This is a genomic window from Kribbella alba, assembly GCF_039529635.1.
Taxonomy (GTDB): Bacteria; Actinomycetota; Actinomycetes; order Propionibacteriales; family Kribbellaceae; genus Kribbella; species Kribbella alba.
This window is the reverse complement of the sequence record NZ_BAAANE010000004.1, coordinates 986,859-1,010,374: the sequence shown is the minus strand read 5'-3', so window position 1 is coordinate 1,010,374 and position 23,516 is coordinate 986,859. Positions and strand designations below refer to the sequence as shown.

At 67.9% G+C, this 23,516-nt stretch carries 18 protein-coding genes; 11 read left to right on the top strand and 7 right to left on the bottom strand.

The features are described from left to right. Positions 1-15 precede the first annotated feature (15 nt). Entirely contained in the window at positions 16-1,608 is a 1,593-nt protein-coding gene (gene nuoN / locus ABD210_RS11640; RefSeq protein ID WP_425552670.1) for an NADH-quinone oxidoreductase subunit NuoN, read from the top strand. Further along, positions 1,605-2,627 carry a polyprenyl synthetase family protein gene (locus ABD210_RS11635; protein ID WP_344111107.1) on the top strand — a complete coding sequence of 341 codons (1,023 nt, stop codon included), beginning with the start codon at positions 1,605-1,607 and terminating at the stop codon, positions 2,625-2,627. The genes nuoN and ABD210_RS11635 overlap by 4 nt, the downstream gene beginning before the upstream one ends. Positions 2,628-2,730: 103 nt before the next feature. Here ABD210_RS11635 and ABD210_RS11630 read toward each other — a convergent pair whose 3' ends face one another. Continuing rightward, on the bottom strand, positions 2,731-4,794 hold the full coding sequence (locus tag ABD210_RS11630) for a PhoX family protein (RefSeq protein ID WP_344111105.1): 2,064 nt from the start codon (positions 4,792-4,794) through the stop codon (positions 2,731-2,733). A 133-nt stretch (positions 4,795-4,927) separates the two neighbouring features. Next, complete coding sequence (gene rarD / locus ABD210_RS11625; protein ID WP_344111103.1) at positions 4,928-5,836, bottom strand: EamA family transporter RarD; 909 nt, start codon at positions 5,834-5,836, stop codon at positions 4,928-4,930. A 107-nt stretch (positions 5,837-5,943) separates the two neighbouring features. Here rarD and ABD210_RS11620 point away from each other — a divergent pair, with 107 nt between their 5' ends. Together ABD210_RS11620 and ABD210_RS11615 are read left to right on the top strand one after the other, a co-directional pair. Beyond that, entirely contained in the window at positions 5,944-6,696 is a 753-nt protein-coding gene (locus tag ABD210_RS11620; RefSeq protein WP_344111102.1) for a sugar phosphate isomerase/epimerase family protein, read from the top strand. Positions 6,697-6,828: 132 nt separating this feature from the next. Continuing rightward, positions 6,829-7,590, top strand: a complete 762-nt coding sequence (locus ABD210_RS11615; protein WP_344111101.1) for a D-Ala-D-Ala carboxypeptidase family metallohydrolase — start codon at positions 6,829-6,831, stop codon at positions 7,588-7,590. Positions 7,591-7,594: 4 nt separating this feature from the next. Here the strand turns inward: ABD210_RS11615 and ABD210_RS11610 are convergent, their stop codons facing one another. Together ABD210_RS11610 and ABD210_RS11605 are read right to left on the bottom strand one after the other, a co-directional pair. Further along, entirely contained in the window at positions 7,595-8,251 is a 657-nt protein-coding gene (locus ABD210_RS11610) for an HAD family hydrolase (RefSeq protein ID WP_344111100.1), read from the bottom strand. Continuing rightward, complete coding sequence (locus tag ABD210_RS11605) at positions 8,248-9,399, bottom strand: alpha-hydroxy-acid oxidizing protein (protein WP_344111099.1); 1,152 nt, start codon at positions 9,397-9,399, stop codon at positions 8,248-8,250. Before ABD210_RS11605 ends, ABD210_RS11610 begins: the two co-directional genes overlap by 4 nt. Before the next feature lie 143 nt (positions 9,400-9,542). On the opposite strand from ABD210_RS11605, the gene ABD210_RS11600 reads away from it, so the two are divergent. The 4 genes from ABD210_RS11600 (at position 9,543) to ABD210_RS11585 (ending at position 15,675) form a co-directional block, all read left to right on the top strand. Continuing rightward, the gene (locus tag ABD210_RS11600) at positions 9,543-10,766 is read left to right on the top strand and encodes an MFS transporter (RefSeq protein WP_344111098.1); all 1,224 of its coding nucleotides are present in this window, start codon (positions 9,543-9,545) and stop codon (positions 10,764-10,766) included. 47 nt (positions 10,767-10,813) lie between these two features. Next, a complete protein-coding gene (locus ABD210_RS11595) occupies positions 10,814-12,061 on the top strand; it encodes a DUF445 domain-containing protein (RefSeq protein ID WP_344111096.1) in 1,248 nt (415 codons plus the stop codon). 222 nt (positions 12,062-12,283) lie between these two features. Then, positions 12,284-15,079, top strand: a complete 2,796-nt coding sequence (locus ABD210_RS11590) for a PQQ-dependent sugar dehydrogenase (protein ID WP_344111094.1) — start codon at positions 12,284-12,286, stop codon at positions 15,077-15,079. A 116-nt stretch (positions 15,080-15,195) separates the two neighbouring features. Further along, the gene (locus ABD210_RS11585) at positions 15,196-15,675 is read left to right on the top strand and encodes a hypothetical protein (protein ID WP_344111093.1); all 480 of its coding nucleotides are present in this window, start codon (positions 15,196-15,198) and stop codon (positions 15,673-15,675) included. A 438-nt stretch (positions 15,676-16,113) separates the two neighbouring features. Here the strand turns inward: ABD210_RS11585 and ABD210_RS11580 are convergent, their stop codons facing one another. Together ABD210_RS11580 and ABD210_RS11575 are read right to left on the bottom strand one after the other, a co-directional pair. Beyond that, complete coding sequence (locus tag ABD210_RS11580; RefSeq protein ID WP_344111092.1) at positions 16,114-17,181, bottom strand: 2-oxoacid:ferredoxin oxidoreductase subunit beta; 1,068 nt, start codon at positions 17,179-17,181, stop codon at positions 16,114-16,116. Beyond that, complete coding sequence (locus ABD210_RS11575; protein WP_344111091.1) at positions 17,178-19,187, bottom strand: 2-oxoacid:acceptor oxidoreductase subunit alpha; 2,010 nt, start codon at positions 19,185-19,187, stop codon at positions 17,178-17,180. The genes ABD210_RS11580 and ABD210_RS11575 overlap by 4 nt, the downstream gene beginning before the upstream one ends. Positions 19,188-19,475: 288 nt before the next feature. Here ABD210_RS11575 and ABD210_RS11570 point away from each other — a divergent pair, with 288 nt between their 5' ends. Together ABD210_RS11570 and ABD210_RS11565 are read left to right on the top strand one after the other, a co-directional pair. Continuing rightward, complete coding sequence (locus ABD210_RS11570) at positions 19,476-20,288, top strand: hypothetical protein (protein ID WP_344111090.1); 813 nt, start codon at positions 19,476-19,478, stop codon at positions 20,286-20,288. 29 nt (positions 20,289-20,317) lie between these two features. Beyond that, positions 20,318-20,674 carry an NADH-quinone oxidoreductase subunit A gene (locus tag ABD210_RS11565; protein ID WP_344111088.1) on the top strand — a complete coding sequence of 119 codons (357 nt, stop codon included), beginning with the start codon at positions 20,318-20,320 and terminating at the stop codon, positions 20,672-20,674. Between the two features lie 144 nt (positions 20,675-20,818). Here ABD210_RS11565 and ABD210_RS11560 read toward each other — a convergent pair whose 3' ends face one another. Then, complete coding sequence (locus tag ABD210_RS11560) at positions 20,819-21,724, bottom strand: ornithine cyclodeaminase family protein (protein WP_344111087.1); 906 nt, start codon at positions 21,722-21,724, stop codon at positions 20,819-20,821. A 244-nt stretch (positions 21,725-21,968) separates the two neighbouring features. Here ABD210_RS11560 and ABD210_RS11555 point away from each other — a divergent pair, with 244 nt between their 5' ends. Beyond that, positions 21,969-23,351 (top strand): serine hydrolase domain-containing protein, encoded by a 1,383-nt coding sequence (locus ABD210_RS11555; RefSeq protein WP_344111086.1) that lies wholly within the window; start codon positions 21,969-21,971, stop codon positions 23,349-23,351. Positions 23,352-23,516: the final 165 nt, after the last annotated feature.

Sequence of the window (23,516 nt, the reverse complement as noted above, 5' to 3'; positions counted from 1 at the left end):
CTGATGACGGCCCCGATGGCGGCGCAGGCCTTGCCGTTGGCGGACTTCGTCAAGCCGAAGATCGAGTACACCGAGCTGGCACCGCTGCTCGTCGTGTTCGGTGCGGCTTGTGTCGGCGTCCTGGCGGAGGCCTTCCTGCCCAGGGCCTGGCGACACCTGGTCCAGCTCGCGATCGCCATCGTGGCGCTGATCGTCGCCGGCGTTCTGACCGCGATCCTGATGAACGACAAGAAGTCGCTGATCGCGGCCCAGGGCGCGATCTCGGTCGACGGTCCGGCGCTGTTCACGTGGGCGATCCTGTTGGCGCTGACACTGATCAGCGTGTTGCTGTTCGCGGAGCGCTCGGTCGACGGCGGGCTGTCCGCCTTCGCGGGCCAGGCCGCCGCAGTACCGGGCAGTGAGGCGGAGCGTGAGGCAACCGCGCTCAAGGTCGAGCACACCGAGGTCTTCCCGCTGACGCTGTTCGCGGTCGGCGGCATGATGCTGTTCGCCTCGGCCAACGACCTGCTGGTGCTGTTCGTCGCGCTCGAGGTCTTCTCGCTGCCGCTGTACCTGCTCTGCGGGCTGGCGCGTCGTCGCCGGCTGATCTCGCAGGAAGCGGCGATGAAGTACTTCCTGCTCGGCGCGTTCGCCTCGGCGTTCCTGCTCTACGGCATCGCCCTGCTCTACGGGTACGCCGGCACCATGTCGCTCGGCGGGATCTCCGACGCGCTGGCCACCCAGACCGGTGGGGACGCGATCCTGCTGGCCGGGACCGGCCTGATCGGGGTCGGCCTGCTGTTCAAGGTCGGCGCGGTCCCGTTCCACTCGTGGACGCCGGACGTCTACCAGGGTGCGCCGACGCCGGTCACCGGGTTCATGGCGGCCTGCACCAAGATCGCCGCGTTCATCGGCCTGATGCGGGTCTTCTACGTCGCGCTCGGCGGCACCCGCTGGGACTGGGCGCCGATGATGTGGATCGTCGCCATCCTGACCATGGTGGTCGGCTCGATCGTGGCCATCACCCAGACCGACGTGAAGCGGATGCTCGCCTACTCGTCGATCGCACACGCAGGCTTCCTGCTGACCGCTTTCGTCGGTCTCGCGCAGGCCGGCAGCGGGGTCCGCGCCGGCGGCATCACCTCGACCCAGGCCGTGCTGTTCTACCTGGTCTGCTACGGCTTCCCGACCATCGGTGCCTTTGCGTTGGTGACCCTCGTCCGGGACGTGGGCGGCGAGGCCACCCACCTGTCTCGGTGGGCCGGGCTGGGTAAGAAGTCGCCGTTGCTGGCCGGAATCTTCGCCTTCTTCCTACTCGGCTTCGCCGGGATCCCGCTGACCGCCGGCTTCACCGGCAAGTGGGCCGTGTTCACCGCGGCGTGGACCGGTGGCGCGTGGCCGCTGGTGGTGGTGGCGGTGCTCTGCAGCCTGATCGCCGCGTTCTTCTACGTCCGCGTGATCGTGCTGATGTTCTTCTCCGACCTGCCTGCCGACAGCCCGGACGTGGCGCTGCCCGGATGGCAGACCACCACGGCCGTCGCACTCGGCCTCGCCGCCACCGTCGTCCTCGGTCTGGTTCCCGGACCGGTGCTCGACCTGGCGGCCCGAGCGGGTGAGTTCATCCGGTGAGCCCGTCCCCGCTGCCGGCCGACAGCCTGGGAATCGCGATCGCCGACGAGGCGCTCGAATCCCGGGTCCGTGCCGGGCTGGAGGCGGTCGAGGTGGCGTTGCGCGACTCGGCCCGGTCCGAGGCGCCGTTCGTCACCGAAGCCGCCCAGCACGTCATGGTTGCCGGCGGCAAGCGGTTCCGTCCGCTGCTGGTGCTGCTGGCCGCGGAGTTCGGTCCGTCGCCGGCTGCCGCTGAAGTGGTGGAAGCCGCCGTTGTGGTCGAGCTGACGCACGTGGCGACCCTCTACCACGACGACGTGATGGACGAGGCCGCCCTGCGTCGTGGCACCTCGACCGCGAACGCCCGCTGGGACAACTCGGTTGCCATCCTGACCGGTGACTGGCTGTTCGCCCGGGCCTCCGACCTGGTCGCCTCGCTCGGACCGGAGGCCGTGCGAATCCAGGCGCGGACGTTCGGCCGGCTGGTCGAGGGACAGATCCGGGAGACGCTGGGCGTCACCGAGGGGCAGGATCCGCTCGCGCACTACCTGTCGGTGGTCGCGGACAAGACCGGTTCGCTGATCGCCACCTCGGCTTTGTTCGGTGCCCGGTTCGCGGGTGCCTCGACCGAGATCCAGGAGACGCTGCGGGCGTTCGGTGAGGAGATCGGCGCGGCCTTCCAGCTCGCCGACGACATCCTCGACGTGGCGTCGGAGTCCGGCCAGTCCGGCAAGACGCCGGGCACAGATCTCCGCGAAGGCGTCCCGACCCTGCCGGTACTGATCTTCCGGGCCCAGGCGGATCCTGCCGACGAGACCGACGCCAGGTTGCTCGAGCTCCTCGACTCCGACCTGACAGACGACGCCGGCCTGGCCGAGACCCTCACCCTGCTCCGGGCCCACCCGTCGCTTCAGCAGGCCGAGGACGACGTACGCCGTCGCGCCGACGACGCCCGCAAACTCCTGGAGGACCTCCCCGAGGGCTCGGCCCGCGCCGCCCTCGAATCCCTCTGCGACCTGGTCGTCACCCGCACGTCCTGATCCCAACGCTTACGTCCGAACAACAGTGGGGCAGACCCCGCAGTTGTTCGGACGCAAGCGCATTCACGGGCGTCAGCTGTCGACGCCGCAGTTTCGCGGGACGTCAGCTGCCGACGCGGGCGCCGTCCTTGCGCCAGACGCAGGAGATCGCCGGGCGGGGGAACGGGTGGGTGTGGGGCCAGGTGGAAGACGGGTTCTCGAAGGTCGCCGTGTCCGTCTCGCCCGGGTGCTGGACGGCCACGAACGCGGTCTTGTCGTCCTCGCTGACCAGCGGACCGCAGGCCTCTGAGCCGAACGGCACCGAGAGGAACTGCTTCACCTGGCCGCGCTTCGGGCCGGCGACGGGCACGGTGAAGATGCCGTCGTTGGAGCCGAGCACATTGCCGTCGGTGGAGATCCAAAGGTTGCCGGAGCCGTCGAAGGAGACGTTGTCCGGGCACGAGATCGGGCTGACCTTGGTCTTGTCGTAGCCGCCGAAGTAGGTCTCCTGCGCCGTCGGGTCGCCGCAGACCAGGAACAGGGTCCAGAAGAAGCTAGTCCTGGCCGCGTCGTCGCCCTCCTCGGTGAGCTCCAGGATGTAGCCGTTGCGGTTGCCGGACTGCTCCACCAGCGGCCCGTCGAGGGTCGCGCGGGTGTGCGACTTCGCCAGCGGGTTCGCCTCGTCGACCGCGAAGGTGCCGCCCCGGTTGGAGTTGTTGGTCAGGGCGGCGTAGACCCTGCCGTTGACCGGATTGCGCTCGATGTCCTCGGGACGGTCCATCCGGGTCGCCCCTACCTTGTCGGCCGCGAGCCGGGTGTCGATCAGCACGTCGGCGACGCTCATGCCGTCGATGAAGGACTTCTTGTCCGTGGTCAGCGCGATCCACTGGCCGGTGCCGTCGAACAGGCCGTCCTCGGTGCCGTCACCGGTGAACCTGGCCACGTACAGCGTGCCCTCGTCGAGCAGGCCGAAGTTGGCCTTCCGGTTGTTCTCGTCGTACTTGCCGGCTGAGACGAACTTGTAGATGTACTCGCCCCGCTCGTCGTCGCCGAGGTAGACCGCGATCCGTCCGTCGGCGGTGATCGTGGTGGTGGCACCCTCGTGCTTCAGCCGGCCGAGCATGGTGCGCTTCTTGGGCGTCGCCTTCGGGTCGTACGGATCGACCTCGACGACCCAGCCGGAGCGGAAGGCCTCGGTGGGGGTCGTGGTCAGGTCGAAGCGTGCATCGACGATGCTCCACTCGCGCGCGGACTTCGTCACCGTGGTGGGCACGCCGTACCGCTTGTAGCTGGTCGCGTACTGCGCCGGCACCGCGCCGGTCACGTCGTAGTACCCGTTGAAGTTCTCCTCGCCGGACAGGATCGTGCCCCACGGGGTGACGCCACCGGCGCAGTTGCCGAAGGTGCCGTAGGCAACTTTGCCGACCCGCGGGTCGGCGGCGGCCGGGCCGACGACGTCGAACTTGGTGGTGGCGGTGATCCGGCGGTTGTAGCGGGTGCCGGACTTGTCCCGCCGCCATTGGCCGCTGCGGCCGACGCGCTCGATACCGACGACGGACATGCCGTGTGCGGCCAGACCGATACCGGCGATCGTCTTGGCGTCGTACTTGCCGGTCGGGAACATCAGGTTCTCGTCGGTGTACTCGTGGTTGCAGACCAGCAACGCCTTACGGTCGTCCTTCAGCGGGACGATCATCGTGTAGTCGTTGTTGTAGCCGAACTGCTTGGCCTGCGCCGCGGCCGACTGCTTGTTCGCGTCGAACTTCGGCGCGCCCTCCTCCACCGGGTCGCCCCAGGCGATGATGACGGCCTGGTCGTAGCCGTTGGGGATGACGATGTCGTCCTTGCGGTTCGGCGGGACGACGCCGTGTGTCAGGTCGCCGCGCTGCCCGAAGCCCGGGAACGCGCCGTTGCCCTTGTCGGCACCGGTGGCGGTCATGTCGGCCGCGGCCGGGATGCTCGAGGCCAGTGCGCCGACCCCGGCGGCCGCTACGCCGGCGGCACCGATCTTGAGCATGCCGCGCCGGGAGAAGGCGGACTGCAGGACGGTCTGGATGTGCTCGTTGCCGGAGGTGTTGGGCTCGGCGTGGTCGCACTGGTTGGCGCACTTCAGCTGACAAGTGCGGAAGGCGCGGGATCCGTGACGGGTGCCGATCTGGCTGATCAGCGGCAGCAACTTGGGGCTCACTGGCGGGTACTCCGGGTTCTCGCGTGGACGGCAGCGGACGCCGTGAGGCTAGGGAACCTGAGCGGAAACTGAGTGAAGGGCAGGTGAACGCCGCAAGGCTAGGTCATCCTCAGCTATCCGGGTGTCCGGGTCGTCACACAGCGGAGGCAGCGACCTCGAGTGCGGTCGTGCGGCGGCGCCGGGTCATACCGTCCCAGGTGAGGATGATCAGGGCCAGCCAGACCAGGGCGAACCCGGCCCAGCGCATCGGCGGCATCTGCTCGTGGAAGACCAGCACCCCGACGGCGAACTGCATGACCGGCGCGATGTAGTTCAGCAACCCGAGCGTCGTCATCGGCACCCTCGTCGCCGCGGCCCCGAAGAGCAGCAGCGGTACTGCGGTGATGGGTCCCGTGAGCATCACCAATACCAGATAGCCCGGCCCCTGGTGGTTCACCGTGGTGTGGCCCTGGAACGCCAGCACCAGCACGGCGATCAGCGCGAGCGGCGCCGCCGTGACCGACTCGACCGCCATCCCCTCGATCGCACCGGCGCCGGCCTTCTTCTTCGCCAGTCCGTAGAACGCGAACGAGAAGGTCAGGATGATCGCCACCCAGGGCGGCCGGCCGTTCTGGATGGTGAGCCCGATCACGGCGACGAACGCGACCGCCAGCGCGATCCACTGGGCGATCCGCAACCGCTCCTTCAGCACGATGACGCCGAGCAGAACGGTGAACAGCGGCGTGATGAAGTAGCCGAGGGAGGTCTCGACGACCCGGCCGTGGTTCACGCCCCAGATGTAGGCGCCCCAGTTGACCGAGATGAGCAACGCTCCGATGACCAGGGGCCACCGCCGCCGGGGACTCCTGAGCAGTTCCCGCACCTGGCCGAAGCGGCGTAGTACCAGCACCAGCAGGGCGATCGTGACGAGCGACCAGAGGATCCGGTGAGCGAGCAACTCGATCGCGCCGGAGTGGTCGAGCAGTTTCCAGTAGAGCGGGAAGAGCCCCCACAACAGGTAAGCGGAGAAACCGTAGATGAACCCTCTCCGCTGCTCTGCCACGCCCGGGAGTCTAGTCGCTCGTCATTGGCATCCTGCCACTTTGCTCATGACGTGAGACACACTTCCCCGATGAGGTTGGATAGACGTGTGAACTCGAGGAGGCGCACGTGGCTGTGAGGACCGGTTTGGTCTCGGTGACGTTCCGCAAGTTGGCGGTCGAAGAGGTCGTCCAGGTGGCTGAGCGGGCGGGGTTGGCGGCGATCGAGTGGGGTGGCGACGTGCACGTCCCGCTCGGGGATCTGCCCGCGGCCCGCAAGGCGCGGGCGCTGTGCGAGGACCGCGGCCTGGGGATCGCGGCATACGGTTCCTACCTGCGGGCCGGCAGTGTCGACCGCGAAGAGATCCGTACTGCGGTGACCACCGCGGCTGAGCTGGGTGCCCCGAGGATCCGCGTCTGGGCCGGAACCGTCGGGACCGCCGAGGCCGGGGTGGGGGACCGGATGGCGGTGACCCGTGGACTGGCCGAACTGGCCGACGTCGCGGCCGGTTCGGGGATCGAGATCGCGATGGAGTTCCACCGGAACACCCTGACCGACGAGGTGGATTCCACCATCACCTTGCTGCTGGATGTCGGCGCGCCCAACCTCACGACGTACTGGCAGCCGCCGGTGGACTTGGACGACGTCGAGTGTCTCCAGCAGTTGGAGGCGCTGATGCCGTGGCTCAGCACCGTGCACGTCTTCTCCTGGTGGCCGTCGAACAACCGACTGCCGCTTGCCGCCCGCGAGTCCCTGTGGCGTCCGGTGCTGGACCGCCTGGCCGCCGAGCCCCGCGAGATCAACGCCCTGCTCGAATTCGTCGCCGACGACTCGGTCGACCAGCTCGCCACGGACGCCGCCCACCTGCACAGCTGGGTCTGACCACCCAGGTCGTCCGGTTGGTTGTCCGTTCGTCGAAAAGTTTCTGCTGAGGTCTGGCGCAGAGACAGATAATGACGCGATTCTGACCGGTGACACGCGTTCCGCCCCATCGCGTCCCCCGGAGGTCATCCGATGCTTTCTCACTTCCAGAAGCCCCTGCCGAGGATCCTCGCCATCCTGGCCCTGTTCGCGGCGATGCTGGCCACCACGGTTGCGACCTCGGTGGTCACCGCGACCAAGGCGCATGCCGACGGCTGTTACACCTGGAGCCGCACGCTCACCGAAGGAACCAGTGGTGAGGATGTCCGGCAGTTGCAGATCCGCGTCGCCGGCTACCCGGCGTACGGGGGTCACATCGCCGCTGACGGCGCCTTCGGCCCGGCCACCAAAGCGGCGGTGCAACGGTTCCAGTCCGCTTATGGGCTGGGTGCGGACGGCGTGGCCGGTCCGGCGACCTTCAGCAAGATCTATTCGCTACAGGACGACGACTGCACGCCGATCCACTTCACCTACGCCGAGCTCGACGACGGTTGCGGCGGTAGTGGTTGGGATGGCGGGCCGCTCTCCGCCGCCGCGACCAAGGCGAACGCGCTGCAGACCATGTGGCAACTCGAGGCGATGCGGCACGCACTCGGTGACCAACCGTTGACCATCACCAGCGGCTTCCGCAGCATCCCCTGCAACAACTCGGTGGGTGGCGCCAGCAACAGCCAGCACCTGTACGGCCGATCGGCCGACCTGGTCGGGGTGCACTCCCTCTGCACGCTGGCCAAGCAGGCTCGCTACCACGGCTTCGGCGGCATCTTCGGTCCCGGCTACCCGGGTCACGACGACCACACTCACGTCGACATCCGCACCAGCAACTCCTGGTCGGCGCCCACCTGCGGCATCTGAGAGTTCAGCCCGTACTGCGTACCAGCTGGGCCAGGGTGACCCCGGCCGCCCGGTCCAGGTGGTGCGCGGTCAGACCTGCGGCGCGGGCAGCCACGACATCGAGCTCGAAGTTGTCGCCGATCATCAGGGTGTCGGCCGGTTCCACGCCGAGTGCCTCGCAGGTCAGGTGATACGCCTCGACTGCGGGCTTGCTGAAGCCGAGACTCTCCGAGGTCGAGACGACATCGATGAAGCCGGCCAGGCCGATAGCGGCCAGCTTCGCGTTCTGCTGCGGGGTGCTTCCGTTGGTCAGTACGCCGATCCGCCAACCGTTGCTCCGGGCAACCTCCAGAGCAGGCTCGGCGTCGGGGAAGGCGGCCCAGCTCTGCCGGTAGAACTCCAGGTAGCCGGCGAAGACCTCGTCCAGCTCATCGTCCGTGCCCGGCACCGGCCGGCCGATCAGCGGCAGGAACTCCAGCAGCCGGCCGCGCCGCTGACCCTGGTGGGTGAGCCTGCCCGCGAGCCAGCCGTCGAAGTTCCGCCGCTCGATCTCGAACCACTGTGGGATCAGGTCGGCCGAATAGGTGGCGCCCAGGGCCGGAACCCAAGCCTGGATGGCGTTGGTGGCCGAGGTGGTGTGGTCGAACAGGGTGTCGTCGAGGTCGAAGACGACCGCCTTCACGCGGGCACCACCGAATCCCGGTTGAGCTCGCGGTGGTTGGCGTACCCCGACAACGCGAGCGTGAGATCGAGCTCAGCGAGCAGACAGCGCAGTACGTGCTCGACGCCGGCCTGGCCCGCAAGCGCCAGGCCGTACAGGAACGGACGGCCGAGCAGGACTGCCTTCGCGCCGAGGGCGAGTGCCTTCGCGACGTCGGAGCCGGTGCGGACGCCGGAGTCGAAGAGCACGGTGAGCTGCTCGCCGACGGAGTCAGCGATGGCCGGCAACGCGTCCAGCGCGGCGATCGCGCCGTCCACCTGGCGGCCGCCGTGGTTGGACACGACGATGCCGTCCACCCCGTGTTCGGCGGCGAGCTTGGCGTCGTCGATCGAGGTGATGCCCTTGAGCACGATCGGGCCGTCCCAGTTGTCCCGAAGGAAGGACAGCTCGTCCCAACTGAGGCCGAGGTTGGGGAACATCTGCGCCCAGTGCATCACGGCTGCGGTCGGGTCCTCCTCGATCGGTTTGGCCAGCTTGGCGCGGAACGCGGGGTCGGTGAAGTAGTTCGCCAGTCCTTCGCCGGTGAGGAACGGCAGGAAGCCCCGGTCGAGGTCGGCCGGACGCCAGCCGATCGTGCCGGTGTCCAGCGTCACCAGCAGCGCCGAGTAGCCGTTGTCCCTGGCGCGTTGGAGGAAGCTGAGGCAGACGTCCTTGTCGGTCGGCCAGTACAGCTGGTACCACTTGCTGCCCGCGTCGATCTGCTCGAACGAGTGACTGGCCTGCGTCGAGTGCGTGTAGGTCAACCCGAGCGCTGTGGCCGCCCGCGCGGTGGCCAGCTCGCCTTCAGGATGAGCAAGCGTCTGTACGCCGACTGGGGCGATCACGACGGGCGCCGGCATCTTGGTGCCCAGCACAGTGCAGGACAAGTCCCGCTCGACGCTGCCGCGGAGCATCCGGGGGACGAGTCGCCACCGCTCGAACGCGGCCAGGTTGGCTCGCGCGGTGGAGCCGCTGCCCGCGCTCGGCACGATGTAGCCCATCGCCTCGGCGGACAGGTTCGCGGCGGCCTGGGACTCCAGCCGGGACAGATCGGTGGTGATCTCGGGCCGGGTGTCGGAGAACATCCCCTGCACGTAGATGCTCAGTTGGTGATCGCCGTAGTTGGCCATGCCGGATGCTTTCACGACCCGCCGCGCCCCTCAATGCTGGATGAGGTCAAGCCGACAGCTTGAGCGACGCAGCGCGGTGGCGGTGGTCACATCAGCGGCTGAGACGCCGCCGGTGGGAGGGAAAGTTGATGGGACAATCAGGCGTGAAAAGTTCGGTGACTCCTGACGGCTCGGGGCGACATGTCGGCCTGGCCCTGCTCGCGTTGGCGATCGGCGGTTTCGCGATCGGAACCACCGAGTTCGTCACGATGGGCCTGCTGCCGCAGATCGCGGACGGCGTCGGCATCTCCATCCCGACCGCCGGGCACATCGTCTCGGCGTACGCGATCGGTGTCGTCGTCGGCGCCCCGGTGATCGCCGCCCTGGGTGCCCGGACCGGACGGAAGCGGCTGTTGCTCGGGCTGGTGGCGGTCTTCGTCCTCGGCAATGTTCTCTCGGCCGTTGCCAACAGCTATTGGTTGCTGATGGCCGCCAGGTTCCTGTCGGGTCTGCCGCACGGCGCCTTCTTCGGTATCGGTGCCGTGGTCGGCGCCTCGCTGGTTCCGGTGAACCGGCGCGCGTGGGCGGTCTCGATGATGATGGTCGGCCTGCCGGTGGCGAACATCGTCGGTGTGCCGGTGACCACGTTGCTCGGTCAGAAGTTCGGCTGGCAGCTCCCGTTCCTGGCGGTCGGCGTACTGGGCCTGGTGACGCTTCTCGCGGTCTGGTTCTGGGTCGCGCCGCAGCCGGTCGGCAACGACGTCAACGTCCGCAGTGAGCTGAGCGCGTTGGCCAAGCCGCAGGTGTGGATGGCCCTGCTGGTCGGCATGGTCGGCTTCGGCGGCATGTTCGCCACCTACTCCTACATCACCCCGACGATGACCGGCCTGGCCGGCTTCAGCAAGGCCGCGGTGACGATCGTGCTGGCCGTGTACGGCGTCGGCATGACCGGCGGCACCCTGGTCGGCGGCCGCCTCGCCGACCGCGCGCTGATGCCCAGCCTGTACGGCGGGATGGTCGCGGTGATCGTGGTCCTCGGGACGTTCGGGTGGCTCGCACACAGCAAGGCGGGCGCGCTCGTCGGCGTGTTCGCGCTCGGGTTCAGCGCGAGCATCCTGATCCCGGCGCTGCAGACCCGGCTGATGGATGTCGCACACGAGGGCCAGTCGCTCGCGGCCTCGCTGAACCACTCGACCCTCAACGTGGCGAACGCCCTCGGCGCGTGGCTCGGCAGCGTCGTACTCGCAGCTGGTTATGGCTACGAGTGGCCCAGTCGCCTTGGTGCGGCCCTTGCGGTCGCTGGTCTCGTGCTGGCGATCATCTCGGGCTCGATGGACCGGCGTACCGGGCGGCGTGAGCGCGAGCTGGTAGAGGCCGCCGTGCGCTGAGCCCGACGCTCCGGACGTGATGACCGGGGAGTTGGTTGAATCGGAGTATGACAACGGTGGTGTTGGGTGCGGCTGATGTGGTGCGGCGGCGGGGATTGCGGCAGATGCGGGCCGTGGCCTTGTCGCTGCTGGTGCTCGCGGCGTTGGTTTACGTCCTGACGCTTCATCACGGCGGCGCCTGGGCGTACGTGAACAATGCCGCCGAGGCCGCGATGGTCGGCGCGCTGGCGGACTGGTTCGCCGTGACCGCGCTGTTCCGGCGACCACTGGGCCTGCCGATCCCGCACACCGCGATCGTGCCGACCCGCAAGGACAGCCTGGCCGAAAGCCTGGAGCAGTTCGTCACCGAGAACTTCCTGTCCGAGGCCGTGGTCGCGGAGAAGATGCGGACCGCCGAAGTAGGCCGTCGGGCCGGCGAATGGCTTGCCGCGGGCAACCATGCCGAGCGGATCGTCGAGGAAGGCGCCCGGACGATCGGCGCGGCGCTACCGAAGCTAGGTGATGACGACGTCACCGCGTTCCTGCGGGGATCGCTGCTGCCGCGGTTCGCCAAGGAGCCGTTGAGCCCGATCGCCGGGCATTTCCTGCAGTCGGTGGTCGACGACGGCGCCCACCACGCGCTGTTCGACCTGCTCATCGTCGAGGCGTACGACTGGCTCAGCGAGAACCGCGACACCGTGGCCGAGGTGGTCGGTCGTAGAGCACCGCGCTGGTCGCCGCGCTGGGTCGACTCGATCGTGATCGACCGGATCCACCGGGAGGCGCTGACCTGGCTGGCCGGAGTACGCGACGATCCGCAGCATGCCGCCCGCAAGGCGGTCGACCGGCTGCTCAGCCAATTGGCCGAGGATCTGCAGCACGACCCGGAGATGATGGAGCGGTTCGAGACGTTCAAGCGCCGGATGCTGAGCCACCCGGACATGGGGACCAGCCTGACCGCGGTCTGGGACGCGGTGCGGACCGCGTTGATCGACGCGATCGCCGATCCGAACGGCCCGCTGCGAGCACGGGCAGCCCAGACCATCAAGGACCTGGGCAAACGCCTGCAGACCGACGACGAGCTGCGCGCCCGCGTCGACGCCCGCGCTTCCGAGGCGGTGGGCTACGTGATCCGCACCTATGGCAGCGAGATCGTCTCCGTCATCTCCGACACCATCGAACGCTGGGACGGCCGCGAAGCCGCCGAACGCATCGAACTGCACGTCGGCCGCGACCTCCAGTTCATCCGTATCAACGGCACCGTGGTCGGTGCGCTGGTCGGCCTGACCATTCACGCCGTCAGCCAGCTGCTCTGAGCGCCGTTGGGCTGTCCTCCCAATTTGGGGGGGTTCGGGACTCTGCGTCGTCGCTCGGTGACGTCCCGCCCGGCTGCGGGCGGAGGGCCGAGCACTGGCGGATCGGAGTCGGCCGTGCGACCGTAGATAGAGCCCCCCACCTCAAAAATCGCAACATTCGTTACGGGCAATGCATCAAGGGAGTAGATGCGTTTCCGGCGATGAGTAAGTGGGGGATGGGTCATGCGGTTCAATTGGCGGCGCGGTGGCGCGCCTGCAACCAGGCGGGGACGACTGCGGTCGAGGACGGTGATCGCGGCCCTGTTTGCACCGGTGCTGCTGGTGACCGTCGTGCAGGCAAGCAGCCCTGATTCAGCCGACGCCGCTGTGGTGATTCCAGCGGGCTTCACGCCGGTACCGATCGCGACCGGGCAGGACCCGGGCAGCCTGTCGAACTTCGAGTTCCTCCCTGATGAGCGGGTGCTGACGCTGGGGCGGGACGGCCGTGTCACCGTCGTGTCCAACGATGCGGCGCCGCGGATCCTCACGACGATTCCCAGCGCGGCCCATACGGGGGACCTCGGTGCGCTGGGCCTCACGCTGGCACCGGACTACGCCACGACAGGGAAGCTCTACCTGCAGTACGCCAGCGATACCGCGGCCGGCCGGGTCATCCGGGTCTCGCGCTGGACGGCGACCCCTGCCGCCAACCCGACCTCGCTGGCCGGCGAGCAGGTCCTGCTCGAGACGCCGCTACTCACCAGCATCTATCACGGTGGAGGGACCGTCCTGGTCGCACCGGACGGGAAGCTCCTGGTCAGTATCGGCGACAACGCCGCGCCGCTCGCCTCCGCGAACCCTGACGGCATGCGTGCCCAGAACCTTGACGTCCCGTTCGGCAAGATCCTGCGGATCGATCCGGCCACCGGCGCCGGCGTGCCCGGCAACCCCAACTACAACGCGGCCTCCCCGACCTCATGGCGGAGCAAGGTCTACGCCTACGGTCTGCGCAACCCCTTCCGGATGTCGGTCGACCCGACGAACGGTCGCGTGCTCGTGGGGGACGTCGGCTGGGCCTCGTACGAGGAGATCAACTCGCTGACCGCCGGCGCCAACTACGGCTGGCCGTGCTACGAGGGCGTGGCCAAGCAGGCGAAGTACGCCGCCACGGCAGCATGCCAGCCGGTCTATACGAAGCCGGTGCAGGCGCCGTTGTATTACTACTCCAGGGTCGGCGTCCAGGGGTCGATCATCGGTGGCACCTGGTACACCGGGACGTCATACCCCAGTGCCTACCGGGGTGCGTACTTCTTCGGCGATTACTCGCAGCAGAAGATCTGGACGATGCAGATCGACGACCAGGGCAACGTGACCCGCCCGCCGGAAAGCGCCGGCTTCGCCACCGGCATCGGCGGCCCGGTCGCGATGAAGACGGGCCCGAACGGTGACATCTATTTCGCGGATATCATCTCGTCCAACCTGACCCGGCTGCGCTATTCGGCCGGGAACCGCGCACCCGTTGCCCAGGTCGCCACGACCGTGAACCCGGCCACCTTGACCGTCACCTTCGACGGCACGGCCTCCTACGACCTGGACGGCGACAAGTTCACGTACGCGTGGGACTTCGGGGACGGGCAGCAGGGGGTGGGTGCCGTTGTCACTCATACCTACGCGGCGGCGGGAAAGGTCACCGCGAAACTCACGGTCAAGGATTCGCTGGGACTGACGGGGACGACCGACATCGTCGTAGTGCCGAACAACCATCCACCTGAGCTGACACTGACCGGTCCTGCCAAGAAGTACGCCGTCGGGAACACGGTCTCGCTGAGCGCCTCGGCCAACGACGCCGAAGACGGTGTGCTCCCGGTGTCCTGGCGGACGGACCTGATCCATTGCGACAGCGTCGGAGGATGCCACCTGCATCCCGGGCAGACGAGCACGGGGCCGACGTTCTCCGACCTCTTCGACGACCACGGCGGCGAGACCAGCATGCAGGTGACGGCCTCGGCGGTGGACTCGGACGGGGCCCTCACCCAGAAGGTGTACAAGGCGGACCCGGACCTGCGCACTCTCACTGTGGTGTCCCGAGCCCCTGTGCTCATCAACGGCACCGCGCGGGTCAGCGTCAAGGTGACGGTGGGCTCCAGCAACGACCTCGCCGCGCCCGCCATCTCCGGGAACATCGTGTTCAACGGCTGGTCCGACGGTGCGAACCGGACGCGCGTGCTGACGATGCCCGCGAGTGACCTGACATTGACCGCGCAGTACGCCGCGTTCGTACCCGGCCAGTACGCCGACTACACCGGTGACGGCCGGACGGACCTGGCGGTCTTCCGCCCTAGTACGAACACTTGGCTGGACCGCGGGTTCCACACAGTCCAGTACGGCGCGGCCACCGACGTGCAGGTGCCGGCGGATGCCAACTCGGACGGGCGAACCGACATCGTGAGCTGGCGACCTTCGGACGGTATCTGGCGGGCCCGCGGGTACTTCGAGACCCAGTGGGGCACGAGTGGAGACGTCCCGGTGCCGGGTGACTACAGCGTCGACGGTCGCACGGATCTCGCTGTCTGGCGGCCCAGCACAGGCGTGTGGTGGGTACGGAACGTCCTGACGGCGAGCTGGGGCGTGAAGGGTGACATCCCGGTGCCCGGTGACTACAACGGCGACGGGAAGACGGAACTCGCCGTGTTCCGCCCGTCGACGGGAATGTGGTGGATCCGCGGCAGGACCGCCGGCATCCACTGGGGCGAGCCCGGCGACATCCCCGTAGCCGGCGACTACATCGGTGACAAGAAGACGGAGCTCGCGATCTGGCGCCCGTCGACGTCGACCTGGTGGATCAACGGCCGTGCCTCACAGCGGTGGGGCGAGCCCGGCGACATCCCGCTGACCGGCGACTTCACCGGCGACGGCAAGACGGACCTCGCCATCTTCCGCCCCTCAACCGCCACGTGGTGGGTCGTCGGCATGACCGCGGTCACCTACGGAGAACCAGGCGACCGGCCGATCCCCCGCCCACTCGGCTCGCTCTCGTAACGACACACAGCTGGACCGGGGCCTCCTAAGGGCCACGGTCCAGCTGCGTCGCAACGAGCTGTGGAGGTAGCCGGTAGTGCGTTGTGTTATGGCGAGTTAGCAATTACCTTTGAACTATGAGTGAGCTGCAAGAAGTCACCTTCTCGGACCTGCTCCAGCGCCCCAACGAGACCGTTGAGAAGTTGAAGTCGGCCCGGAGCCGCTCTTTGCGGGTTCATCGGCGCGGTTCGGAAGACGATCTGATCTTGACAACTGCTGCACGGGCGACACAGGACGACGAACTGATCGACGTGGCGACCCGGCTGCTCCGGGCAGTGATGAGCAATCCTGTTGTCCGATCTACGCACCTACTCGAGATCCTGCCGAAGGTGTTCCCATGGATCCGATTCTTGACCGACGGCGACCGCATGACCTTCGCCCAGGAGTTGGTCGACGTGATGGACGCCAGCGAGAGTCTCGGATCCCCCACACCAGTGCTGCAGTTGATCACTGAATGGCGCCACACTGCGGAGATCTACGCAGATCCTGAGTTGCTGGCCGCCCTAGGCTCCAACGTTGTCGAAGACTCCGGCACGGTTCCCCCGCCGGTCGTATGAGCCCTGGCAAGCGAAACGACCGGGTCGCACCTCCCGCTGCACCCGGTCAGTGGGAGCTGAGGTTTGCCAGCTCGGAGGCCGGCAAAGGGTGGGATGAGCTGTGCCAGCAGGCGCCAGGCAACACTTTGAAAGCGTGGGAAGCGATCCGTGCCGACCCGCGGCCCATTCCGCCCACTGAGCGTCAGCACCGACTCAAGGGCAGGGATCTAGGCACAGTGAATGGCCTCGAGCAATGGCAGTACGAAGTCACGGGGGGAGGCCGAATCTGGTACCTGATCGACCCAGACAAGAAGACCATCTGGATTCGCCACGCAGGCACCGGCCATCCGAGGGCCACGGACTAGCGCGTAGCAGCTGCGACCGGCGTTGATCGTCCGCGCCCCGGCCGCCCCGGCCGCCCCGACGATCCAGGTCGACGGGGCGGCGTGGGCCGGAGTACTAGCCGATGGTCCAGGTGTCTGCGCCGGTGACGAGGGCCTGGAGGTCGCCGGTTCCCTGGGTTTGCTGGGCGGTTTCGACCTGTTGGCGGACCATGTCGTCGTACGCGGGCCGCTCCACCGAACGGAACACACCCACCGGGGCGCGGTGCAGTACGCCGGCGTCGGTCAGCCGGGAGAGGGCGAACGCGTACGCCGGGTCGTCCGTGTGCGCGTCGTGCACGACCAGGTCGGCCTCGCCGTTCGGCAGGTCCGCGACTTCGCGAACCGCGAGCGACGCGAAACCGTCCCGGACCACGCCGAGTCGCCCGTCGGTACCGAAGCGGATCGGTTCGCCGTGGACCAGCGGGATGATCGCGTCGTCCCGGGTCTCCGGGTTCTTGAACGCGTCGAAGGCGTTGTCGTTGAAGATCGGGCAGTTCTGGTAGATCTCCACGAACGCCGTGCCGCGGTGGGCCGCCGCTTGCCGCAGTACATCGGTCAGGTGTTTGCGGTCCGAGTCCACCGTCCGGGCCACGAACGTCGCCTCCGCGCCGAGCGCGAGCGAGACCGGGTTGAACGGGTTGTCCACCGAGCCCATCGGCGTCGACTTGGTCACCTTGCCCGGCTCCGAGGTGGGGGAGTACTGCCCCTTCGTCAGGCCGTAGATCCTGTTGTTGAACAGCAGGATCTTCAGGTTCACGTTGCGCCGGAGTGTGTGGATCAGGTGGTTGCCGCCGATCGACAGCGCGTCGCCGTCACCGGTGACCACCCAGACGCTCAGGTCCGGCCGGGCCACCGCCAGGCCGGTCGCGATCGCGGGCGCCCGGCCGTGGATGGAGTGCATGCCGTAGGTCGAGAGGTAGTAGGGGAAACGCGAGGAGCATCCGATCCCGGACACCATCGCCACGTTCTCCCGCTTGATCCCCAGCTCCGGCAGGAACCCCTGGAACGCGGCCAGTACTGCGTAGTCGCCGCAACCCGGGCACCACCGGACCTCCTGGTCCGACACGTACTCCTTGCGGTTCTGCGGATCGTCGGCAGTGGGGACTCCCCGCAGGCCGGGCAGACCCAGCTCGATCGCGGTCATCGTGCTCCCTCCGGCTTCAGGTGGCCGCTCGAGGCCGGGTGCCCGTTCGAGCGCCCGTTGGGTTCGTCGTGCAGGGCTTCCCCGTGGGTCAGGCTGGCGGCGGCAGCGCCCAGGTGCCGGGCGTCGTCGTCGATCCCCTCGGTCTCTTCGACCAGGTTGCCGATCACCTCGGCGAGTTCGGCGGCGCCCAGCGGCATCCCCCGGACCTGCGCGTAAGAGACGACGTCAACGAGGTACTTCGCCCGGAGCAGCATCGCCAGCTGGCCCAGGTTCATCTCCGGGACGAGCACCTTGTCGTAGCTCTTCAGGATGTCGCCCAGGTTCGACGGGAACGGGTTCAGGTGCCGCAGGTGTGCCTGCGCGACCTTGCCGCCGACCTTGCGGACCCGGCGGCATCCCGCGCCGATCGGGCCGTAGGTGCTACCCCAGCCGAGGACGAGCACTTTCGCAGTACCGCCCGGGTCGTCGACCTCGAGCGGCGGGACGGTGATGCCGTCCACCTTCGCCTGGCGGGTGCGGACCATCAGGTCGTGGTTCGCCGGGTCGTAGGAGATGTTGCCGGTCTTGTCCTCCTTCTCGAGCCCGCCGATGCGGTGGTCGAGACCGGCGGTGCCGGGGATGGCCCAGGCGCGGGCCAGGGTCTCCGGGTCGCGCAGGTACGGAAGGTAGGTGGGCTCGCCCTTGTCGTTCGTGGCGTTGGGCTCGGTGGTGAAGTTCGGGTCGATCGTCGGCAGGTTCTCGACCACCGGGATCTGCCAGGGCTCGGACCCGTTCGCCAGGTAGCCGTCGGACAGCACGATCACCGGGGTGCGGTAGGCGACCGCGATCCGGGCCGCCTCCACGGCGATCGCGAAGCAGTCCGCCGGGGACTGGGCCGCGAGGACCGGCAGCGGCGCCTCGCCGTTCCGCCCGAACATCACCTGCAGGAGGTCGGCCTGCTCGGTCTTGGTCGGCATACCGGTCGAGGGACCGGCGCGCTGGATGTCACAGACCACCAGCGGAAGCTCGAGCATCACGCCGAGGCCGATCGACTCGGACTTCAGGCTGATGCCCGGGCCCGACGAGGTCGTCACGCCGAGCGCGCCGCCGAACGCCGCACCCAGGGCCGCGCCGACGCCGGCGATCTCGTCCTCGGCCTGGATCGTCGTGACATTGAACCGCTTGAGCTTGGACAGCTCGTGCAGTACGTCGGAAGCCGGGGTGATCGGGTAGGCGCCGAGAACCAAGGGCAGCCCCGCGCGCTGTGCGCCCGCCACCAGGCCGTACGCCAACGCGAGGTTGCCGGAGATGTTGCGGTAGGTGCCGGTCGCCATGCTGGCCGGTTTCACCTCGTATCGGACCGAGAACTCCTCGGCCGTCTCGCCGAAGTTGTAGCCGGCCCGGAACGCCGCGATGTTCGCGTCGCGGATGTCCGGCTTGCCGGCGAACTTGGACTCGAGGAACTCGATCGTCGACTCGACCGGGCGCTGGAACAGCCAGGACACCAGGCCGAGCGCGTACATGTTCTTCGCCCGGGACGCGTCCTTGCGGGACAGGCCGAACTCCTTGACCGACTCGACCGTCATCCCGGTCAGGTTGAGCGGGACCACGTGATAGGCCTCGAGCTCACCCGTCTCGAGCGGGTTCTCCTCGTACCCGATCCGCTTCAGGTTCCGCGCGGTGAAGTCCGCGGTGTCCACGATCAGCGTGGCACCCCGCGGGACCTCCGGCAGGTTCGCCTTCAGTGCGGCCGGGTTCATCGCGATCAGTACGTCGGGCGCATCACCCGGCGTCAGGATGTCGTGGTCGGCGAAGTGGAGCTGGAACGACGACACGCCCGGCAGAGTCCCGGCTGGTGCCCGGATCTCGGCGGGGAAGTTGGGCAGCGTCGACAGGTCGTTGCCGAACGATGCCGTTTCCGCTGTGAACCTGTCCCCCGTGAGCTGCATCCCGTCGCCGGAGTCCCCGGCGAAGCGGATCACCACGCGGTCGAGCTGCTTGACCTCGATGGTCACTGTTCTGTTCATCTCCAAGTCGAACTTGGGCCGGCCAGCCGTCTTGTGAACGGTGCCGATCCCCCCAGTCAGGGCGATAACCCCATGTTAGTTCGCCCTTAGTACAGAACCATGCAGAAGGCGGCGAGGTCCACAGCCTGGGATCGGCCTCTACCGGCCCGGTGCCCCGGGGTATGCGGCAAACCGGCCAGTGTGACGCACCGCAGTCGCTCGCTTGCCATCCGCCGCCAAGACCGGCAGGGTGTCTTCATCAAGCTGTGATCTACCCCGGGATCCACCCGGGCTCGAGGGAGTTTCACCATGGGCGTGCGCCCTTTCATCGGCCTTGTCGTGGGCTTGTCCTTGTCCGTGTCCCTGGCCGGTTGTGCAGCAGCGGCCGTGCCCGCGCAGAGTGCGCTCTCGCTGCAGAGCAGTCAGACGGACGCCCAGGCCGCGGCACCGACGCGAACCGTGAAGGTCACCAGCATCCGGACCACCGACTACACCAAGGGCACGCTCACCGTCGCCGGCACGCTGACCCCGGCGCCCGCGGCCGGATCGCGCGTCGCGCTGCAGCGATGGTCCTCGACCGCCGGCTGGCAGGAGATCGGCCACGCCACCCCCTCCGGCGGCAAGGTGACGATCTCGGCGAACCAGCCCGGTTCGATCCGCACGTACCGGTTGGCGATCGGCCCGCAGTCCCCGTACGCCGCTGCGGCCTCCGCTCCGACCGGGTTCTCCCACTATGTCTGGCGGGGGATCTACAAGAAGCCTCTCCTTGCCAGCGGCGGGACGGGCCACCCGCAGTACAACGTCGCGCCGCCGAGCGAGGCTCCTCGTCGCGCCGAGGCGGAGGTGCTCGCGGACAAGGGCGGAGTCGTCTGGGGTGACGTCAACACTGCCGGCTGCAACTGGGTGAAGAACTGGCTCGGCAACATCACCGACGGCACTGTCCGCGTCTCGCTCCTCAACGGCAGCACCGTGCGGGGATCCGTGGACATGGCCCAGGAGACCGAGACCTGGCTGAACCGCCAGATCCTCGGGGTCAACCGGCTCCGCCTCCAGGTCGCCGACGTGAAGTCCGGCTACGGCCCCCAGGTCGCCACCGACTCCATGCTCCTGTGCACCAACTAAGCCGCCCTGCAAGCACTAATGTGGTGCAGGTGTCAGAGGCCTACGGAGTAGTCGCGGCGATCCTCGTGCTCGGCCTCGGCGGCCTGGTCGGTGCCTTCGCGCTCAACCGCGCCCTGACGGTCACCTACCCGACGGCGGACAAGCTCAAGACGTACGAATCCGGCGTGGACCCGGTCGGCGAAGGATGGGCCCAGATCCACATCCGCTACTACCTCTACGCCTACCTGTACGTCATCTTCGCCGTCGACGCGGTCTACCTCTTCCCCTGGGCCACCATCTACGCGGCCCTCCGCATCTCGTCGCTCATAGAGATGTTCATCTTCCTCGCCTTCGTAGCGGTGGGCCTCCTCTACGCCTACCGCAAAGGCATCCTCAGCTGGACCTGAGCCGCCTGACCGCCGCCCGAATCCGGTGCACATGTCGGGGGTTCGGACACCTCATGGGGACCTCGGACAAGAAATACCCTGACCCAGGTCCCCACGACGTGTCCGAGGTCCCCAGACCTGGCCGACCCCACGTCGCGTGGTGTGTTACTTGGGTCCGGCGGCTAGGACCGCGGTTATTGCCCAGTCCTGGGGACCTATGCCTACGGATTTGAAGACGGTGCGGGCGGTGGGGGTGGGTTTGGTGGTGAGGGCGGTGCCCAGCTCTACGAGGTCGGGTGGAGTGAGGGTGCCTGAGTTCACGGCGTCGATGATCTCGCCGGATTCCTCGAGTGCTGCCTCGAGCCGGTCGACGACTACGAGGGAGGCGTCGGCCAGGAGGGAGCGGGGGAGTTCTCGCATGGTGGGGCGGAAGGCGCCGATGGCGTTCACGTGGACGCGGGCGGGGAGGGCGTCCAGCTCGAAGAGCGGGGTCGGCGACGAGGTGGCGCAGCAGATGACATCGGCGTCGCCGATCGCTTCGTCGATCGAGGTACCGGGGGCGAACTTCACCGCCGGGAACTCCTCAGCCAGGGCGGACACCAGAGTCCTTGCCCGCTGAAGGTTCCGGCCGGTGATAGCAACGTCGGAGATAGCCCGTACTGCGAGGACGGCGCGCACCTGGTCCGCGGCCTGAGCACCGGTTCCGAGCATGGCCAGCCGGGTCGATTCCGCCGGCGCGAGGAGATCCGTGGCGACTCCCACGACTGCGCCGGTTCGCAGCGTCGTAATGCTGGTGCCGTCGGCAACTATCTGCTCGCCGGCACCCGTCCAGATCACCGTCGCGCGGATCGCCGGCAGCTGGTCGAGCGCGATACCGATCTTCTTCACCACCGCGGTGCCGGTGGGGGAGTGGTAGGCCGACATCACCAGCACAGCGCCGTCTCCGAAGATCTGCCGCGCGGGGAGGACGAAATGCCCGGCGGCGAGATCGAGGAACGCCTGCCGCACCGCGTCGATCGCGGCCGGCATGGGGACCAGGCGGCGTACATCCTCCGCGCTGTAGATCTTCACGAGGCCGCCTGATCGCGCGGACTCGCGGACGGCAGGATCGGCATGGCGGCATCTTATGTCTGGCCGACCCCGGCTGTGAGGGCGTTTGCGCCTCGACGGTGCAGGGTTGATTTTCGGGTACGCCGGTGGTCGGCTGGGCGTCGGTGGATGGGCGAAGGCGCCGAGGGGGACGAAGGACGGCGCTACACCGGGACGCGGTGGTGGACGTACACAACGAGCTGCTGGTCGACTGAAGGAGCATCACGTGCAGCAATGGCTCAGCGACAACCTCGGACGACTGATCGAGAAGCACGGGGTGCCGGCCGCGGCGATCGCCGTGCTGGCCGACGGGGAGGTGAGCGAGGCGGCGGCCGGGATCCTGAATCTGGCCACGGGCGTCGAGGCGACCACCGACTCGGTCTTCCAGGTCGGCTCCATCACCAAGTTGTGGACGACGACGCTTGTGATGCAGCTGGTCGAGGAGGGCAAGCTCGACCTGGACAAGCCGGTCAGTGACTACCTGCCCGAGTTCGCGCTGCCCGACCAGCAGGCCGCCGCGGTGATAACACCCCGGCACCTGCTCACCCACACCAGCGGCTTCTCCGGCGACGCGTTCACGGCGACCTCGCGCGGCGACGATGCCGTCGCGCGCTTCGTGACCGAAGTGGTCCCGACGTTGGAACAGGAAGTCGAGCCGGGCTCCGGTTTCTCCTACAACAACAGCGGTTTCGTCGTCCTGGGCCGGATCGTGGAGGTACTCCGCGACGGTAAACCGTTCCACGAGCAGGTGACGGAACACATCGGTACGCCGCTCGGCCTGCAGCACCTCGCCACCATTCCCGAGGAGGCACTCCTCCACCGGGCGGCGCTCGGCCACATCTCGCTGAAACCCGGTGAACCGATCCAGCCTGCGCCGATGTGGAGTCTGGTGCACTCGATGGGCCCGGCCGGATCCATGCTGGCGATGAGCGCGCGCGATCTGATCAGCTTCGGCCAGGCGTACCTCGACAACACCCTGCTGGACGAGACCACCAGAGACCAGCTATGGCAACCGCAGGTCGCCGTCCCGGCGATCGGCGGCTTCGCCCAGCACTGGGGACTCGGCTGGATGATCTTCGACGTGGACGGCGACACCACAGGCGACACCGCAGGGGGCCGCCTCTACGGTCACGACGGCGGCACCATCGGCCAGTCGGCGTACTTCCGTCTGGTCCCGGACAAGCGCGTCGCCGTCGCGCTGCTCACCAACGGAGGCGACGCCCCAGCCCTGTACGACGAGCTGGTGGGCCACGTACTCCGTGAGTCGGCCGGCGTGGAACTCCCAGCCCGACCGGTCCCGCCGACGGAGGCGCTGCCGGTTCCGACGGAGCTGATGCTCGGACGGTTCGAGGGTGTGCAGGAGTCTGTCGAGATCACCCTGAACGAGAACGGCGACGTCTGGTTCGAGAGCAAACCCCGCACGGAGGAGGCCAAGGCCTTGATGCCTGAGCCTGAGCGGAAGAGGCTGGTTGCACTGGACGAGACCAGGTTGATCACGGTCGAGCCCGAACGCGGGGTCCACGAGGTGCTCGCGTTCCTGTGGCCCGGCGCTGACGGTCGCGCTCAGTACCTCTTCGGTGGAGGTCGGATGATCCCGCGCCGTGACTGAAAGTCAGCTGCGGCGGCAGCTAGAGGTTGTTGCTCGATCACCGCGAGTGATTGCCTCGGACAACGATCTCGATCGGAAGCCTCCTTCTGTAACGGATTGCGATGGATCCATCGCCAATTCGGCAGAACAGGGCTATGGTGACTACTGGGGGGATTGAGGCGAGTA

Coding starts and splice junctions, on each gene's coding strand:
- ABD210_RS11580 (WP_344111092.1), bottom strand. CDS start 17,181: ATGACCGCGATCGAGCTGGGTCTGCCCGGCCTGCGGGGAGTCCCCACT.
- nuoN (WP_425552670.1), top strand. CDS start 16: ATGGCGGCGCAGGCCTTGCCGTTGGCGGACTTCGTCAAGCCGAAGATC.
- ABD210_RS11575 (WP_344111091.1), bottom strand. CDS start 19,187: ATGAACAGAACAGTGACCATCGAGGTCAAGCAGCTCGACCGCGTGGTG.
- ABD210_RS11585 (WP_344111093.1), top strand. CDS start 15,196: ATGAGTGAGCTGCAAGAAGTCACCTTCTCGGACCTGCTCCAGCGCCCC.
- ABD210_RS11605 (WP_344111099.1), bottom strand. CDS start 9,399: ATGGCCAACTACGGCGATCACCAACTGAGCATCTACGTGCAGGGGATG.
- ABD210_RS11570 (WP_344111090.1), top strand. CDS start 19,476: ATGGGCGTGCGCCCTTTCATCGGCCTTGTCGTGGGCTTGTCCTTGTCC.
- ABD210_RS11590 (WP_344111094.1), top strand. CDS start 12,284: ATGCGGTTCAATTGGCGGCGCGGTGGCGCGCCTGCAACCAGGCGGGGA.
- ABD210_RS11595 (WP_344111096.1), top strand. CDS start 10,814: ATGACAACGGTGGTGTTGGGTGCGGCTGATGTGGTGCGGCGGCGGGGA.
- ABD210_RS11615 (WP_344111101.1), top strand. CDS start 6,829: ATGCTTTCTCACTTCCAGAAGCCCCTGCCGAGGATCCTCGCCATCCTG.